The organism is Bradyrhizobium sp. (genome assembly GCF_049512235.1).
Classification (GTDB): Bacteria; Pseudomonadota; Alphaproteobacteria; order Rhizobiales; family Xanthobacteraceae; genus Bradyrhizobium.
Genome location: NZ_JBEKXH010000114.1, coordinates 1 through 15,968, shown reverse-complemented (window position 1 = coordinate 15,968; position 15,968 = coordinate 1). Strand labels below are relative to the sequence as shown.

Genomic DNA, 15,968 nt, shown 5'->3' with positions numbered 1-15,968 from the left:
GCGATTGAGCCCTTCGAGCGTCTTCGGGTAGGCCGCTTCCGAACTCGCCGTCGAGAACGCGATCATCAGCGGTTCGCGGATCAGCCGCAGCAGATGGCTGTATCTGGGCCCGATCACGACAAAGCCGACGATGACGAGGATGCCCCACAACAGCAGCAGCGAGATGTAGAAGCCGCCCATGAAGACGACCAGCTTCCACAATACGGCGAGACCGTTCTTGGCCACTGTCGCCGTGATCGCCGCCCACACCGCGATCGGCGCAAACAGCATGACATAGCTGGTGACTTTCAGCATGATATGGCCGAGGTCATCGATCAGCGCCAGCATCGGCTTGGAGCGCTCCGGCATGGCGCCCATGGCGACCGAGAAGAACACCGCGAAAACCACGATCTGCAGGATTTCGTTCTGCGCCATCGCGTCGGCGATCGAGGTCGGGATCAAATGGGTGAGGAATTTCTCGATCGAGAACGCTGAGACCGGCAAGCCGGTGGATTGGGTCTTGTCGGGCAGGGTGCCCGGGAAATTCGCGCCCGGCTGCAGCAGATTGACCATCAGGAGGCCCAGCAGCAGCGAGACGAACGAAGCGCTGACAAACCAGCCCATGGTCTTGGCGAAGATCCGGCCGAGTTTGGCGCCGCTTCCCATATGGGCGATGCCGCCGACCAGGGTCGCGAACACCAAGGGTGCGATGATCATCTTGATCAGGCGCAGGAACAGCATCGCGATCAGGTTGACGTCCGCTGCGATATCCGCCCGGATATCGGGAAGATAGCTGAAGATCAGCGCCCCCATCACGATACCGAGCAGCATTGCGATCAGAATATATTGCGTAAACCTGTTGGACATCCTTCGCCCCACCCATGGACCCGACAGCGTCGAGTTTGGCAGATTCCGGGGCCGACGCAACTCGCTTCAAGCGGTGGCGCGTCTGCCTGCAGGTTTCCGTTGTGGAATGAACGCCACCCGACTAGCCTTTATGACCATGCAAAAGGTGTGCAGATTGCGCGTTTCGTGCGCTCCGATTGCTTCAAGAACAGCCAATCGGGAGCGAAATGCCATGAAAGACACGATCAACCGCCAGGTCTTGCTGGTCGAGAAGCCGACCGGGAAACTGGGGCCCGAGCATTTCAGGATGGTCAGCGCCGCGATCCCCTCGCCGAACGACGGCGAGGTGTTGCTGCGGGTGCGCTATATTTCGCTGGATGCGGCCAACCGCGCCTGGATGCACGGCGCCACCTATCGCGCCGCGGTCGAAGCCGACACCGTGATGGCCGGCGGCGGCATCGCCGAAGTCGTTTCATCGAAAGCGCCGGGATTGGCGCCTGGCGACATCGTGTTCGGCGATACCGGCTGGCAGGATTACGCGGTTGTCGCGGCCCGGCATCTTTCCAGGATGCCCAAGCTCGAGCCGATGACGCATCTGCTCAGCGTCTATGGCATCGCCGGCCTCACCGCCTATTTCGGACTGCTCGATGTCGGCAAGCCGAAAGCCGGCGAGACCGTCGTAGTCTCTGCCGCGGCCGGCTCGGTCGGTTCGATCGTCGGTCAGATCGCCAAGATCAGGGGTTGCCGCGTCCTCGGCATCGCCGGCGGCAAGGACAAGTGCCACTGGCTGACCTCAGAACTCGGCTTCGATGCCGCGGTCGATTACAAGGACGGCGCGGTGTTCAAGGCGCTCAAGGCGGCGGCGCCTGAAGGCATCGACGTCTATTTCGACAATGTCGGCGGTGATATTCTCGAAGCCTGCCTGGCGCAAATGAACATCCGCGGCCGCATCGCCTGCTGCGGGGCGATCTCGCAATATGACGGCGTGCCGTCGGCGCACGGGCCGCGCGGCGTGCCCGGCCTGATCGTGGTCAAGCGACTCATCATGCAGGGTTTTATCGTGATGGACTTCATGGACCAGCGCGACCGGGCCTTGAGCGACCTGCAATCCTGGGTCGCCGCCGGCCAATTGAAGGTCCAGGAGGATGTCATCGATGGCCTGGAGAATACGCCGAAGGCACTGATCGGATTGCTCGCCGGCGAGAACCGCGGCAAGCGGATGATCAGGGTGTAGCGCGCCGCGCCCGAAGCGCGCCGCAGCATGTACACACCGGAGCGAAGCTCCGGACAGCAAGTTTGTATCACAAGGCTGTGGAAATCGAACCGGTTGGTCCAGCATAAACCCCTGACCGGACATATGATGGACGCGACGCGATTGACAGCGAGGCACCGTCGGGTCGAATCTGCTGGAGCAAAACAGGTCTGCTGATTCTGCTCCGACCTGGACCGTGTCGACCGCGTGGAACTCCGCGAATCATGCCTCGGCAGCGCTGCTCCGAGTTCCAGGGAAAATACGGCTTCCGCGCAGATGCGCCCTTGGCGACACTCGCAGGCATGATTTTTGAATGTTGCAGATTGGAGACTTTTTCCAGAGATCTTTGGGCGCTGGTCATGCGTGGGCCGGTGAAGGTAGGTTGTCGCTTGAAGCGTGCCGCGAATCGTCGATGAAAGCTCAGTCAATTCGTGCAACGCGTCGTCCAACTCGTCTGCTGAGGCTGGCGGTTTCCTCTGGATCCGAACCAAAACCAGCCCGCGTGGAACGCAACGGCCCCAAAAAGACCTCAACTGAGCTCGTATTGCAGCGATCCGATCGGCATCGGATGGAACCAAGCTCGATCATCAGCATTGTAACCTTGCGAGTGATAGGCGCCCTTGCGACGCATGCATCGACGCTTCGCGTAACATTACGGATGTTGCGGTGTTGTTACATTGCCCAAGATTCATGTCGTGGTTAACGAATTATTGTTTGTTTCGCACAAGAATTTGGCAAATGCTCGCTTATGGCTCATTCTTTGCACACGTTGTGCGTTGCGCGAAGGAGTCGGCGGAGTGTTCAATCGAACAAGTGCCGATGCTGATTCACGAACGGATGCATGGTGCTCCGGCGGCTAGGAAGTTCGCTGCGCGTTCAGCCGCGCAGCAAACCAGATGAGGAGAGGGTGTTCATGTACAACGATTCTCTGTTCAATGCTTTTGCGCGGACCTTCGAGGCCCGGAGCGAAAGCGACATGTCGATGGCCGAGTATCTGGAGTCGTGTCGCGGCGACCCCATGCGATATGCCAATGCGTCCGAGCGGCTCTTGGCTGCGATCGGTGAGCCTCAAATGATTGACACGGCCAGGGACCCCCGCCTCGGCCGTATTTTTTTGAACCGGACAATGCGGGTCTATCCGGCCTTCGCAGCCGGATTCTTCGGCATGGAAGATACCATCGAGCGCATCGTCGGGTTCTTCCGGCATGCCGCCCAGGGTCTCGAAGAGCGCAAGCAGATTCTCTATCTGCTGGGGCCGGTCGGCGGCGGAAAATCCTCGCTGGCGGAGCGGCTGAAGTCGCTGATGGAAGTCAACCCGATCTATGTGCTGAAGGCCGGCGACGAGCTCAGCCCGGTGTTCGAAAGTCCGCTCAGCCTGTTCGATCCGGACTCGCTTGGACCGATGATCGAGGAAAAATACGGCATCCCGCGGCGTCGCCTCAGCGGACTGATGAGTCCTTGGTGCTACAAGCGGCTCGAAGCCTTCGGCGGCGACATCTCAAGATTCCGTGTCGCCAAGATCCAGCCGTCGAAGTTGCGGCAGATCGCGATCGCGAAAACCGAACCCGGCGACGAGAACAATCAGGACATCTCCTCGTTGGTCGGCAAGGTCGACATCCGCAAGCTGGAGACCTACGCCCAGAACGATCCGGATGCCTACAGCTATTCCGGCGGCCTCAATCGCGCCAATCAGGGCATCCTTGAATTCGTCGAGATGTTCAAGGCGCCGATCAAGATGTTGCACCCGCTGCTGACGGCAACGCAGGAAGGCAACTACATCGGCACCGAGAATATCGGTGCGATCCCCTTCACCGGGGTTATACTGGCGCATTCGAACGAATCCGAATGGCAGAGCTTCAAGAGCAACAAGAACAACGAGGCCTTCATCGACCGCATCTGCGTCATCAAGGTGCCCTACTGCCTGCGGGTCACCGAGGAGCAGAAGATCTATGAGAAACTGATCCAGGGCTCCGAGCTCGCCGCGGCGCCGTGTGCGCCGTCGACGCTGGAAACGCTGGCGCGTTTCTCGGTGATGTCGCGGCTGCGCAAGCACGAAAACTCGACGCTGTTCGCCAAGATGCGGGTCTATGACGGTGAGAGCCTGAAGGAATCCGATCCGAAGGCGCGCAGCGTGCAGGAATACCGCGATGCGGCGGGCGTCGACGAGGGCATGGACGGCATCTCGACGCGGTTTGCGTTCAAGATCCTGGCCGCGACCTACAATCACGACACATCAGAGCTTGGCGCCGATCCCGTCCATCTGATGTATGCGCTGGAGCAGGCGATCCGCCGTGAGCAGCTCCCCGAGGAAGTCGAGAAGCGCTATCTGGAATTCATCAAGGCCGAACTGGTGCCGCGCTATGCGGAATTCATCGGCCATGAGATCCAGAAGGCCTACCTGGAATCCTATTCGGATTATGGCCAGAATCTGTTCGACCGCTACGTCGACTATGCCGACGCCTGGATCGAAGACCAGGACTTCAAGGATCCCGACACCGGCCAGCTGCTCAATCGCGAGCTTTTGAACCAGGAACTGACCAAGATCGAGAAGCCCGCCGGCATCGCCAATCCGAAGGACTTCCGCAACGAGGTCGTCAAATTCTCGCTGCGGTCGCGGGCGCAACATGGCGGCAAGAACCCGTCCTGGACCTCTTACGAAAAGATTCGCGAGGTAATCGAGAAACGGATATTCTCGCAGGTGGAAGACCTGCTTCCGGTGATCTCGTTCGGTTCGAAAAAGGACGGCGAGACCGAAAAGAAGCACGGCGAGTTCGTCGCCCGGATGGTCGCGCGCGGCTATACCGAGCGTCAGGTTCGGCGGCTGGTCGAGTGGTACATGCGCGTGAAGCAGGCAGGCTGAGGCGGATCCAAGCGTGACCATGCATATCGTTGACAGGCGCCTGAACCCGGGCAGCAAGAGCCTCGAAAACCGCCAGCGGTTTTTGCGTCGCGCCAAGGCGCTGGTTCAGGGTGCCGTCAAGAAATCCTCCCAGGGCCGTGACATCAAGGATGTCCTGGAAGGCGGCGAGATCTCAATCCCGCTCGACGGGATGAACGAACCTCGCTTTCACCGCGAGGGTGGCACCCGCGACATGGTGCTTCCCGGCAACAAGAAGTTCATCGAGGGCGACATGCTGCCGCGCTCGGGCGGCGAGGGCAGGGGAAAGCCTACCAAGCCGGGCGAGGGCGACAGCGAGGATGCGTTCCGGTTCGTTCTGAGCCGTGACGAATTCGTCGACCTGTTCCTCGACGACCTCGAACTGCCGGATCTCGCCAAGCGCAAGCTGGCCGAAGTGGAGAGCGAGGGGCTTCGCCGCGCCGGCTACGCGACCTCGGGCTCGCCGGCGAATATTTCGGTGGGCCGGACGGTGCGACTGGCGATGGCCCGGCGGGTCGCGTTGCGGCGGCCGCGGCCGGAGGAGATCGAGGAACTGGAGGCCGAACTCGAAGGTTGCGACGAGGAGCGCCGCATCGGGCTGTTGGCGGAGATCGACGCATTGAAGGCAAAGATGCGGCGCATCCCGTTCATCGATCCGATCGACATCAGGTATCGCCGCTTCGAAAACACGCCAAAGCCGGTCGCCCAGGCCGTGATGTTTTGCCTGATGGACGTGTCAGGCTCGATGTCGGAGCACATGAAGGATCTGGCGAAACGCTTCTACATGCTGCTCTATGTGTTTTTGACGCGACGCTATCGGCACGTGGAGATCGTGTTCATCCGCCACACCGATCGTGCCGAAGAGGTCGACGAGGATACGTTCTTTCACGGGCCGGCATCGGGCGGCACCCTGGTTTCGAGTGCGCTGCAGGCGATGCACGAGATCGTCAGGTCGCGGTTCCGCCCCGCCGACTGGAACATCTACGCCGCCCAGGCCTCGGACGGCGACAACTCGCTGTCGGACGGCGCCGTCACCAGCCGGCTGCTGACCGAGATGATCCTGCCGGTCAGCCAGTTCTTCGCCTATCTGGAAGTCGGCGACAACAGGGGCAGCACGTTCGAGATGCCCGATTCATCGCTTTGGACGCTGTATGAACGCTTGCGCGCCGATGGTGCGCCGCTGTCGATGCGCAAGGTCTCGGACCGCAGCGAAATCTTTCCGGTGTTTCACGATCTGTTCCACCGCCGCCAAAAGCAGGAGAAGGCCGCGCCATGACCGCGAAAGGCGAGACCGCGAAAGGCGAGACCGCGACAGCCGAACGCTTGTTTGAGGGAGCCGACTGGGATTTTCCAATCTTGCAGCGGATTCACGACGCCTGCAGGGAGATCGCCCAATCCGAGCTCGGGCTCGATGTCTATCCCAACCAGATCGAGGTCATCACCGCGGAACAGATGCTGGACGCCTACTCCTCGATCGGCATGCCGCTGTTCTACAAGCATTGGTCGTTCGGCAAGCATTTCGCCCATCACGAGGCGTTCTACCGCAAGGGGCTGATGGGCCTTGCCTATGAGATCGTGATCAACAGTTCGCCCTGTATTTCCTATCTGATGGAGGAAAACACCGCCACCATGCAGGCGCTGGTGATCGCGCACGCGGCGTTCGGTCACAACCACTTCTTCAAGAACAATTATCTGTTCAAGCAGTGGACCGATGCCGAGGGCATTCTCGATTATCTGGATTTTGCCAAGAAGTACGTCGCGCAATGCGAGGAGCGGCACGGCCGGCTGGCGGTCGAGCACACGCTCGATGCCGCGCATGCCCTGATGTCGCACGGCATCGATCGCTATCCGGGCAAGAAGAACCTCGATCTTCGCCTGGAGGAAAAGCGCGCCGGCGAACGCCGCCAGCACGAGGAAAGCGCGTTCAACGATTTGTGGCGGACCGTTCCGGCCGGCAAGGTCAAGAGCGTCGAGTCGCTCAGCCTGGATCGGCGCCGCAAGCTGCTCGGGCTGCCGCAGGAGAATCTGTTGTATTTCCTGGAGAAGTCGTCGCCGCGCCTGCAGCCCTGGCAGCGCGAATTGCTGCGGATCGTGCGCCACATCGCGCAGTATTTCTATCCGCAGAGCCAGACCAAGGTGATGAACGAGGGCACCGCGACCTACGTGCATTACCGCATCATGACCCGCTTGCATGAAACCGGCCAGTTGACCGACGGCAATTTTCTCGAATTCCTGCAGTCGCACACCAATGTGGTATTCCAGCCCGACTTCGACGATCCGCGTTATTCCGGCTTTAACCCCTACGCGCTGGGCTTTGCCATGATGCAGGACATCGAGCGCATCGTCTCCGATCCGGAACAGGAGGATCGCGAGTGGTTTCCGGACATCGCCGGGACCGGCGATGTCATGGCGGTGCTGCGTGACATCTGGGCCAACTACCGTGACGAAAGCTTCATCAGCCAGTTCCTCAGTCCGCGATTGATCCGGAAAATGCGGATGTTTCATCTGCATGACGACCCCAAGGAAACCGCCGGCATCAAGGTTGACGCCATCCATGACGAACGCGGCTATCGTCGTGTCAGGCGCGAACTGGCGCGCCAGCACGATGTCGGGTTCATCGATCCCAACATCGAAGTGGTCGATGTCGATCTCGCCGGCGATCGGCGGTTGATGTTGCGCCATACCGTGGTGAAGGGGGCCCGGCTGAGCGAGACCGACGCCAAGCGCGTGCTGCAGCATCTCGCCGATCTCTGGAGTTATGACGTATCGCTGGTCGAGGTCGACCCTGCGGACGTCGTCCTCAAGGAGTACGTGGTGAGCCCGCGCAAGATCGCCGCGGTCGCGTAAACGGCGTTTCGACAGACTCCGGCGGCGCCCGGCTGATTGCCGGCCCCTGATGTACTGCGGTCGAACGCCGGCGGTGACGGGCCCGGCCGGCATCGGATCTTGCCGTTCCGTCCGCGAGCCGCCTTCCGGATCCGCGAATCAGCCCGCGCCCCCGCGAATCGCCCGATCCCTTTCGTTCGATCCGGGCCCGGCCAAGCCGGCCAATGTGTGATTTGACACATTTCCGTGTGTGAAATAGCACAAGGCGGAAAGTAAGCGGTCTTACGAGAGGCCCCATGAAAAAGCACCTTTATCCCGCGGTTTTGGAGCGCGGCCCCAAAGCAACGCTCGGCGCCTGGTTTCCCGATTTCCCCGGCTGTGGTGCCGGCGGAAGATCGCTGGAGGAGACCATCGGGAAGGCTGAGAAGGCTCTGGCGCAGGCCGTCGACCTGCTGGCAGAGCACAACAGGGCGCTGCCGCAGCCAACGCCCTTCGAGCAAATCGTGCTGCCCAGGGGCTGCCACTTCCTGGCCTATTTTGTCGTCGGCGTGGACCCGCCGGATCCGTCGGAGCGGGTCAATGTCTATCTTCCGAAAAGTCTGATTGGCCGGGTCGACAAGCGCGCTGCCGAACTCGGCATGAGTCGATCGAGCTTCTTCGGGTTCGCTGCGACGCTCGCGATCGACCGCCAGTTAAGCTCATTTGGGCTCTACCCGACCGAGCCCCGTTCGAAGGTGGTAAAGACGGGCAGGCTGCGGGCCAAGGCTTAGCCGCACTGGCTTGACCTCCTGAAATGTTCGCGGGCGTCTTCGGCGCGCAGCGGCACCCGCGAGGCCTCGTTGTTGAGATCGACCAGCTGCGTCAACAGCGCCAGCAGGGTCTCGCGCCCGGCAGGCTTCAACGGTTGCAGCATCCGCGCCTGCGCGCGATCGACCGCGGGCATGATGTCGTGCAACAGCGCTGCGCCGGCCTTGGTCAAATACAGCAGTTTGACGCGTTTATCCTCGCGCGCGGGCTTGCGCTCGATGTAAAGCTTTGTCTCAAGCCGCTCGATGACATTGCCGAGCGTCGAGCGGTCGAATGCGATTACCGCCGAGAGGCGGGTGGCATCGATGCCGGGATGGGTGCGGATTGCGACCAGGGAGGCGAACTGCACCGGCGTCAGATCGTAGTCCCGGCACTCCTCGACGAAGATCGATACCGCGATCTGCTGCATCCGGCGAAACAGATAGCCCGGCGCGCCATAGACCGCATCCATCGTGACGGGGTCCGACTTATTCGGCATCGGGCTGGCGCTCCGGTGCGGCGTCAGCGAACGCCGGGAGGTTTTTTGCCGCCGCCTCGGCCTTCAGCAGGCGCGGAAAGGATTTGAGATCGACCCCGAAGCGGCGGGCATTCGCAAGTTGCGGTACCAGGCAGAGATCGGCCATCGTTGGCGCTTCGCCGAAGCAGAATGGTCCGGTTTCCCCGGCGATCAGGATGTCGCAAGCCGACAGGCCCTCATGGTTGGCCCATGCCGCCCAGCCCGTCACCTCGTCCTCGGGCAGGCCGAGTTGCCGCAGCCGCGCCAGCACCTTCAGATTCTGCACCGGGTGGGTATCGCAGGCGAGCGCAAGCGCGAAGGCCCGGACCAGCGCCCGGCGCAGCGGGTCCTTCGGGAGCAGCGGCGGTTCGGGGTGGGTTTCCTCCAGCCATTCGATGATGGCGAGCGACTGGGTGAGGATGGCGCCGCGGTCATCCTCCAGCGTCGGTACCAGCCCCTGCGGATTGATCGCGAGATACGAGGGGTCGCGCTGTTCGCCCTTGCGCAGATGGTGCGGCACATGCTCCGCGCTCAACCCCTTCAGGTTCAACGCGATCCGCACCCGGTACGAAGCGCTGCTGCGGAAATAGCCGTGCAGCTTCATGGTCGACCTCCCGCAAATCCTGTTGCCGGCGCGTACGGCCCGGTTGACGCTACCCATATTGTAAGTATGCTGTCAATCCAGCGCGGCAAATAGAAACCCAGGGAGGCTCGTCATGGAAGCCGTATTGAAGACCCCGGAACGCGAGGCGTTCTACCGCAAGATCGACGGCGAGAATCTCTCGGCGCTGTGGAACGTGATGGGCGACTTGATCACGCCGGAGCCCAGGAGCGCCTGCCGGCCGCATTTATGGAAGTTCGACGCTATCCGCGACTATATGACCGAAGCCGGCAAGCTGATCACCGCCCGGGAAGCCACGCGACGGGTGCTGGTGCTGGAAAATCCGGGGTTGCGGGGACAATCGAAAATCACCACCTCGCTGTTTGCCGGCGTGCAGATGGTGATCCCGGGCGACGTCGCGCCGGCACACCGGCACAGCCAGTCGGCGCTGCGCTTCGTGCTCGAGGGCAAGGGCGCGACCACCTCCGTCGACGGCGAGCGGACGGAGATGGCGCCCGGCGATTTCGTGATCACGCCCCCGATGACATGGCATGATCACGCCAACGAGACCTCGGAGCCGATGTATTGGCTCGACGGGCTGGACATTCCGATGGTGCAGTTCTTCGATGCCTCGTTCGCGCAGGACTCCGGTGAGGATCGGCAGAAGATCACCCGCCCCGCCGGCGACAGTTTTGCCCGCTATGGGCACAATCTGCTGCCGGTCGATGCGAAGCGCGCCTCGAAAACCTCGCCGATCTTCAATTATCCCTATTCCCACACCCGCGAGGCGCTGGAACAGGCGAAAATGCGCGACGAGTGGGATGCCTGCCACGGGTTGAAACTGAAATTCTCGAATCCCGAGACCGGCGATTTCGCGATGCCGACCATCGGCACCTTCATCCAGCTGCTGCCGAAGGCCTTCAAGACCGCGCGCTATCGCTCGACCGACGCCACGGTGTTCGCCGCGATCGAAGGCCGCGGGCGCTCGCGGATCGGCGAGCAGACCTTCGATTGGGGTCCGCGCGACCTGTTCGTGGTGCCGAGTTGGCAGTGGATCACCCACGAGGCCGAGGCGGATTCGGTCTTGTTCAGCTTCTCCGATCGCCCGGCGCAGCAGAAGCTCGACCTGTTCCGCGAAGATCGGGGGAATGCGTAAGAGTCATCGCCAGTGCAGCAGCCGCGTTTCCAAGAAATTGATCAGCCGTCCGACCGCTAGCCCGAACAGCGACAGGATGACGACGCCGGCCAGCAGCTGATCGGTCTGCATCAGATTGCCGGCCTGCAGCACGAAGGCGCCGATGCCGTATTCGGCGCCGATCATCTCGGCGCTCACGACCAATAATAGCGCCACCGAAGCGGTGATGCGGAAGCCGGCGAGGATCGAGGGCAGCGCGCCCGGCCAGATCACGCGGCGCACGATGAAGTGAAACGGCACATTGAAGCTCTGCGCCATCCGGATCAGGTTGCGCGGCACCGTGTCGACGCCGCTATAGACCGAGATCGCGGTGGAAAAGAACACCCCGAGCGCGATGGTGGCGATCTTCGGCGCCTCGCCGATCCCGAGCCACAGGATCAATAGCGGCAGCAGCGCGATTTTCGGAATCGGAAACAGCGCCGAGATGAAGGTGATGCCGATCCCGCGCGCCAGGCTCGAGAGCCCGATCGCGAAGCCTATGACGACGCCGGCGACCGTGCCCAGCATCCACCCGGTGCCGATGCGCAGGATCGACCAGGACAGATGATGCCAAAGCGCGCCGCTCTGCGCGAGCAGGTAGATCGCGCGCGCGATCGAAAGCGGCGTCGGCAGAAACAAGGGATTGACGAGCGCCGCGCTGCCGGCCGCTTGCCAGAGCCCGATCGTCAGCAGCAGCGCGCTCCAGCCGGAATATCGACCGGCCCTGGGCGCAAAACCCGCGCCGCGGAATGTGACGGGCCGCGTTTCGGCCGGGAGATCGGCCGGCGGGGAGGGGGCGTCTGTCGCCATGCGGTCAAGCATGCGCGACCTCGCGCTCGGCGTCGATGGCTTGCTCGCGGATCAGCGACCACAGCTCGCTTTGCAGCGCCAGCAGCCTTTCGCGGGCCGCGATATCGGCGCGTTCGCCACGCGTCAGGGGGATGCTGACGACCTCGCGGACGCGGCCGGGCCGTCGCGACAGCACCACGATGCGGTCCGCCAAACGAACGGCTTCCTCGAGATTATGCGTGACATAAACCGCGCCCATCGCGCCATCGGCGAGCAAACGGACAAAATCCTCCAGCAGCAATTCCCGGGTTTGCGCATCCAGCGCCGACAGCGGCTCGTCCATCAACAGAATCGCGGGCCGCACCGCCAGCGCGCGGGCGATGCCGACGCGTTGGCGCATGCCGCCGGACAATTGTTTTGGGCTTTATTGCTGGCGAAATAGCCGATCAGGGGATAGCCCGCTCGCTCGCGGCTCATGCCGCCGATCACCTTCAGCGCGCCCTTGCCGGCGAGATTATAAAGCCCCGCGGTGAAGGCGGTGATGCCGAAATCGACATCGCCCGAGGTGGTCGCGACCGCGACCGGCTGCGCGGCATCGAAGAATTTCAGTTCGATGTCGAGACCTTCGTCGCGAAAATAGCCCTTGTCCTGGGCGATGAACACCGGCGCCGCCGACGACAGCCGGAGCACGCCGACTTTTGCCTTCAAGGGCTCGCCGGAGCGCCCATCAGATGATGCCGCAACCATGGCAGCGAGCGCCAGCAAGCCCGCGAGCGCAAGCCGCGCAAATCCGGAACGCGCAATTCGGGCACGCCAACGCCGCATCATCCAGTTTCCTCCGCCGTTTCCTCAACTGAATCTTGCGGAATCTTCTGATCCTGTTTGGGCGACAAGATGGGTTTCCCGGATGGTGAGGGGGGCATCATGCCCGTGGTTGAAGGATTTGACTATCGGGTCAAGGACAAGGACCCAAGCGATGTCTGCCAGCAGCAATTCCAGGAGAAATCGCGTCCGACCCACAGGCAGCTTAGCCTTTAGGATTTACGGTCTCTGGAGGAATTTCGCCCCGTAGCAGTTGGCCGACTTGGCGGACCGTGTCGAAAGCCTGATGTTCCGCCGCCTGCGGGGTCAGGCCGCCGATGTGGGGCGTGGCGATGACGTCGGGGCGAATGGCAAGTGCGAGCGATGGCGTCTGGTCCGGACCGCGGCCGACATCCATGGCCGCGCCCGCTATCCAGCTTTCGTCCAGGGCGCGGGTAAGCGCACTCTCATCCACCAGGTTGCCACGCGAGAGGTTGACAAAGAAGGCGTCGGCACGCATCGCGCGGAAGGCTGCCTCGTTCATCAGGTTTTCGGTGGCCTCGTTGGCGATGGCCAGGCAGACGACGAAATCCGCCTCTCCCAGCAGCGCGGTCAGTTCGCGTTTGTGTAGCGGGGATGCGATCGGCTGGTAGGGGTCGGCGACCAGCACGGTCATTCCGAGTGCCAGGGCGATTTCCGCCAGCCGCCGACCGATCGCACCATAGCCGATGATGCCCAGCGTGGCGCCGCGCAGCTGGCGTCCGGTGCCCGCCGCCGCGGGCTGGCCGGCGCGGTAGCGTACGACGCTGTTGCTGATGCCACGGCCGAGATCGATCATGCAGCCGATGGCGAGCTCGCAGACTGAATCGATGAAGCCGGCGGTCGCACGGGTGACCAGGACGCCGTGGCGGGTCGCCGCTTCGACGTCGATGTTGCGGATATCGACGGCGACGCGGCAGACGGCCTGCAGACCGGTGACCGCGGCGAAAAAATCGGCCGGCACTGGGGTTTGGCGGTCCGTCACCATGATGCTCGCCCCTTGCGCGGCCTGCGCCAGCGCCTGCGGATCATCCAGCACGATGTCGCTGTCGTTCAGCACGACCTCGCCCAGTTCGCGCAAGGCGGCCAAGGCGCGATCGCCGTAGTAGTGCGCGAGCATGTAGCGGGTGTGGGAGAGAAAGATGCGTTTGCTGATGATGCGTTTTTCGATTTCTGAAATGCGGTCAGCCATTGGGGATCCCCAGGTCGCATGTTGAGCCATTGATTCCGAACCAGACCGGCATCCGCAAACCTTCGCAACGTCGACTGGATGGAAAAGGTCAGTGACGAGCAGTATCGCGGTTGATTGCGACCGCGCCAACCAAACAATGCTTCGCTGCGACGCCCGAAATGGGTCAATGGACCAAACCGCTCGCGCGGTAGGGCGGCAGGCACCGCCCCGGGGATAGCGCGCCGGGGCGTCCTGTCTTGAGATCGCTTACCAAACAACCCATTCAATGCGCTGCGACAACCGACCGCCAGCGCCGCAATCCCCATGGCGTCTGACGCGTGACATCGCTCCACCTCCCGCGGAGCGTGCAAAACCGAAATAATCGAATGGCAAAATAAAGGTGAGTGGCGTAGCTTTGCCTACCGTGCAATTTCGGAAAGACGCTACGTGGCGAGGAGGAGAGATGGCGAGCGACAGCGTCCGAATTCTCTTTACTTTTGTGGGGTTGATCCTCCTGATAGTTACGCCTGCTAGGGCGCAGTATTCGCAGAACGAAATGTTGTGTTGGGGTCAAATACCTTCTCAGCCCGACGAGCAGGTCGTGGCGTGCACCGCGGTCATCGAGGCCGGCGGCGACTTCATAAAGTTGTCGTATGCACACTGCAATCGCGGCATAGGGTTCCAGGCTAGGGGACATCTCGATCGCGCTATAGCAGACTACGATCAATCGGTGAAGCTTAATCCAAATTCCCTTATCGGTTACGAGTGCCGCGCAAAGGGCAATTATGCAAGGAACGCTTTCGACGCCGCAATCGCCGATTTCAATGAAGCTATTGCGCTCGATCCAAACTCTGCGTCAGCCTTTCTAGGCCGTGGCGTCGCATACCGCGCAAAAGGCGACATCGACCACGCGATCGCGGATTATGGTGAGTCGATCCGACTCAATCCTGGAGACGCCATGGGCTTCAACAATCGCGGCTTGGCCATGGCGTACAAGCGGAATTACGACGGGGCGATCGAAGATTTCAACAATGCAATCCGGCTCAAACCCACCTTCTCAGCGGCATTTGTGGGTCGGGGAGGTGTATTCCTCGCTCAAAGGGATTTCGAGCGCGCAATCAAGGATTACACCGACGCAATCCGCCTGGATCCCAAGAATGCCGCTGCGTACCAGGGGCTCGGCGTAACGTACAGAATGACAGGGGATGTTACGCGGGCAAATGCCGCCTTTGATCAAGCGCGCGTGCTAGTGGCCAAATAAGCTAGCCATCGCCGGTTGCGCCGCAGGGCCAGTCTGTGGAAACTACCCGTTCTCAGTCGTCGGTCACCTGACAGGACACCAACCCCATGCGTATCTGCATCTTCGGCGCCGGCGCCGTCGGCAGTCATGTTGCGGTGCGCCTTGCGCTCGTCGGGCACGACGTGGCCTGCGTGATGCGCGGGCCGCATCTCGAAGCGGTGAAAGCCGGAGGCTTGACGCTCCGGGTTGGTAACGCCGAGTTCTCGGCAAAGCTCGGGGCATCCGACGATCCGGCGGCGTTCGGTGCGCAGGATCTTGTCATCAGCACGCTGAAAGCCAATGCGCTGGCCAGCCTGGTCACGGGCCTGCCGCCCCTGCTTGGCGACGACACCGCTGTTGTCTTCGCCCAGAACGGCATTCCCTGGTGGTACGATATCGGATTGGCGCTCGATCATCCGCCGATGCCGGACCTCGGCTTTCTCGATCCCGGCGGCCGCCTGCGCGCCGTGGTTCCGAGGCGGCGGATCATCGGTGGCGTGATCTTTTCGTCCAACGAGGTCGCAGCCCCCGGCGTGGTCGCAAATCTTTCCCCGGACCGCAACATGCTGCTGGTCGGGGAATGCGACGACCGCCCGAGCGCGCGGATCGAACGGCTGCGCGCCGTGCTCAACGAGGCCGCGATCCAGTCGCCACCGGCGTTGCGGATCAGGGAGGCGATATGGTCCAAGCTTCTGACCAACATGTCGATGTCGGTGCTGTGTCTGATCACCGGGCAGACCGCAAGGGCCGTGAGGGACGACGCGGCCTTGCGCGAGGTGGTGCCGCGTCTGCTCGATGAGGCCAACGGCATCGCTCAAAGCTGCTTCCCGGAGGTCAAGCGCGTGGTCAGAAGCGGACCGGCGCCCAATCACAAGCCTTCGCTGTTGCAGGACTACGAACTCGGCCGCGCGATGGAGATCGACGTGCTGGTCCGCGCCCCCGCCGCCTTCGCGAGGGCCGCGGGACTGTCGACGCCGATGCTCGATTTGCTGGCCGCCCTCGCCGTCCGCCAGGCGCGGGACAAGGGGCT

13 protein-coding genes and 2 pseudogenes are annotated in these 15,968 nt (G+C 62.2%); 8 read left to right on the top strand and 7 right to left on the bottom strand.

Translation table 11 applies throughout. The features are described from left to right. The coding region (locus ABSG20_RS13075; protein ID WP_423864921.1) for a dicarboxylate/amino acid:cation symporter at nt 1-846 on the bottom strand (846 nt) is incomplete at its 3' end. 211 nt (nt 847-1,057) lie between these two features. Between ABSG20_RS13075 and ABSG20_RS13070 the strand changes: the two genes are divergently transcribed. The 5 genes from ABSG20_RS13070 (at nt 1,058) to ABSG20_RS13050 (ending at nt 8,551) form a co-directional block, all read left to right on the top strand. Next, entirely contained in the window at nt 1,058-2,059 is a 1,002-nt protein-coding gene (locus ABSG20_RS13070; RefSeq protein ID WP_423864920.1) for an NADP-dependent oxidoreductase, read from the top strand. A 931-nt stretch (nt 2,060-2,990) separates the two neighbouring features. After that, nucleotides 2,991-4,937 carry a PrkA family serine protein kinase gene (locus ABSG20_RS13065; RefSeq protein ID WP_423864919.1) on the top strand — a complete coding sequence of 649 codons (1,947 nt, stop codon included), beginning with the start codon at nt 2,991-2,993 and terminating at the stop codon, nt 4,935-4,937. A 19-nt stretch (nt 4,938-4,956) separates the two neighbouring features. Then, nucleotides 4,957-6,231: a YeaH/YhbH family protein gene (locus ABSG20_RS13060; RefSeq protein ID WP_423864922.1), complete on the top strand. Its 1,275-nt coding sequence runs from the start codon at nt 4,957-4,959 to the stop codon at nt 6,229-6,231. Then, nucleotides 6,228-7,802 carry a SpoVR family protein gene (locus tag ABSG20_RS13055; protein ID WP_423864918.1) on the top strand — a complete coding sequence of 525 codons (1,575 nt, stop codon included), beginning with the start codon at nt 6,228-6,230 and terminating at the stop codon, nt 7,800-7,802. Before ABSG20_RS13060 ends, ABSG20_RS13055 begins: the two co-directional genes overlap by 4 nt. Before the next feature lie 275 nt (nt 7,803-8,077). After that, entirely contained in the window at nt 8,078-8,551 is a 474-nt protein-coding gene (locus ABSG20_RS13050) for a type II toxin-antitoxin system HicB family antitoxin (protein WP_423864917.1), read from the top strand. On the opposite strand, the gene ABSG20_RS13045 is transcribed toward ABSG20_RS13050, so the two are convergent. Then, the gene (locus ABSG20_RS13045) at nt 8,548-9,066 is read right to left on the bottom strand and encodes a MarR family winged helix-turn-helix transcriptional regulator (protein ID WP_423864916.1); all 519 of its coding nucleotides are present in this window, start codon (nt 9,064-9,066) and stop codon (nt 8,548-8,550) included. The genes ABSG20_RS13050 and ABSG20_RS13045 overlap by 4 nt on opposite strands. Continuing rightward, nucleotides 9,056-9,688: a maleylacetoacetate isomerase gene (gene maiA, locus ABSG20_RS13040; RefSeq protein WP_423864915.1), complete on the bottom strand. Its 633-nt coding sequence runs from the start codon at nt 9,686-9,688 to the stop codon at nt 9,056-9,058. The genes ABSG20_RS13045 and maiA overlap by 11 nt, the downstream gene beginning before the upstream one ends. Nucleotides 9,689-9,800: 112 nt before the next feature. Between maiA and gtdA the strand changes: the two genes are divergently transcribed. Further along, nucleotides 9,801-10,841 (top strand): gentisate 1,2-dioxygenase, encoded by a 1,041-nt coding sequence (gene gtdA / locus ABSG20_RS13035; RefSeq protein ID WP_423864914.1) that lies wholly within the window; start codon nt 9,801-9,803, stop codon nt 10,839-10,841. 3 nt (nt 10,842-10,844) lie between these two features. On the opposite strand, the gene ABSG20_RS13030 is transcribed toward gtdA, so the two are convergent. The 4 genes and pseudogenes from ABSG20_RS13030 to ABSG20_RS13015 form a co-directional block, all read right to left on the bottom strand. Next, the gene (locus ABSG20_RS13030; protein WP_423864913.1) at nt 10,845-11,681 is read right to left on the bottom strand and encodes an ABC transporter permease; all 837 of its coding nucleotides are present in this window, start codon (nt 11,679-11,681) and stop codon (nt 10,845-10,847) included. Then, a pseudogene (locus tag ABSG20_RS13025) lies at nt 11,674-12,069 on the bottom strand (ATP-binding cassette domain-containing protein); the annotation flags it as partial. The gene ABSG20_RS13030 and the pseudogene ABSG20_RS13025, both read right to left, overlap by 8 nt. Beyond that, nucleotides 12,069-12,395: pseudogene (locus ABSG20_RS13020) on the bottom strand (ABC transporter substrate-binding protein); the annotation flags it as partial. The pseudogenes ABSG20_RS13025 and ABSG20_RS13020, both read right to left, overlap by 1 nt. A gap of 280 nt (nt 12,396-12,675) precedes the next feature. Further along, a complete protein-coding gene (locus ABSG20_RS13015) occupies nt 12,676-13,809 on the bottom strand; it encodes an NAD(P)-dependent oxidoreductase (RefSeq protein WP_423864912.1) in 1,134 nt (377 codons plus the stop codon). Between the two features lie 313 nt (nt 13,810-14,122). Here ABSG20_RS13015 and ABSG20_RS13010 point away from each other — a divergent pair, with 313 nt between their 5' ends. Both ABSG20_RS13010 and ABSG20_RS13005 read left to right on the top strand, forming a co-directional pair. After that, entirely contained in the window at nt 14,123-14,920 is a 798-nt protein-coding gene (locus ABSG20_RS13010) for a tetratricopeptide repeat protein (protein ID WP_423864911.1), read from the top strand. A gap of 86 nt (nt 14,921-15,006) precedes the next feature. Further along, on the top strand, nt 15,007-15,968 hold a 962-nt coding region (locus ABSG20_RS13005), incomplete at its 3' end, for a 2-dehydropantoate 2-reductase (protein WP_423864910.1).

What these genes read in the sequence shown, in the direction of transcription:
- ABSG20_RS13010 (WP_423864911.1), top strand. Translation starts at nt 14,123, where the DNA reads ATGGCGAGCGACAGCGTCCGAATTCTCTTTACTTTTGTGGGGTTGATC.
- ABSG20_RS13065 (WP_423864919.1), top strand. Translation starts at nt 2,991, where the DNA reads ATGTACAACGATTCTCTGTTCAATGCTTTTGCGCGGACCTTCGAGGCC.
- ABSG20_RS13070 (WP_423864920.1), top strand. Translation starts at nt 1,058, where the DNA reads ATGAAAGACACGATCAACCGCCAGGTCTTGCTGGTCGAGAAGCCGACC.
- ABSG20_RS13055 (WP_423864918.1), top strand. Translation starts at nt 6,228, where the DNA reads ATGACCGCGAAAGGCGAGACCGCGAAAGGCGAGACCGCGACAGCCGAA.
- maiA (WP_423864915.1), bottom strand. Translation starts at nt 9,688, where the DNA reads ATGAAGCTGCACGGCTATTTCCGCAGCAGCGCTTCGTACCGGGTGCGG.
- gtdA (WP_423864914.1), top strand. Translation starts at nt 9,801, where the DNA reads ATGGAAGCCGTATTGAAGACCCCGGAACGCGAGGCGTTCTACCGCAAG.
- ABSG20_RS13060 (WP_423864922.1), top strand. Translation starts at nt 4,957, where the DNA reads ATGCATATCGTTGACAGGCGCCTGAACCCGGGCAGCAAGAGCCTCGAA.
- ABSG20_RS13045 (WP_423864916.1), bottom strand. Translation starts at nt 9,066, where the DNA reads ATGCCGAATAAGTCGGACCCCGTCACGATGGATGCGGTCTATGGCGCG.
- ABSG20_RS13030 (WP_423864913.1), bottom strand. Translation starts at nt 11,681, where the DNA reads ATGCTTGACCGCATGGCGACAGACGCCCCCTCCCCGCCGGCCGATCTC.
- ABSG20_RS13050 (WP_423864917.1), top strand. Translation starts at nt 8,078, where the DNA reads ATGAAAAAGCACCTTTATCCCGCGGTTTTGGAGCGCGGCCCCAAAGCA.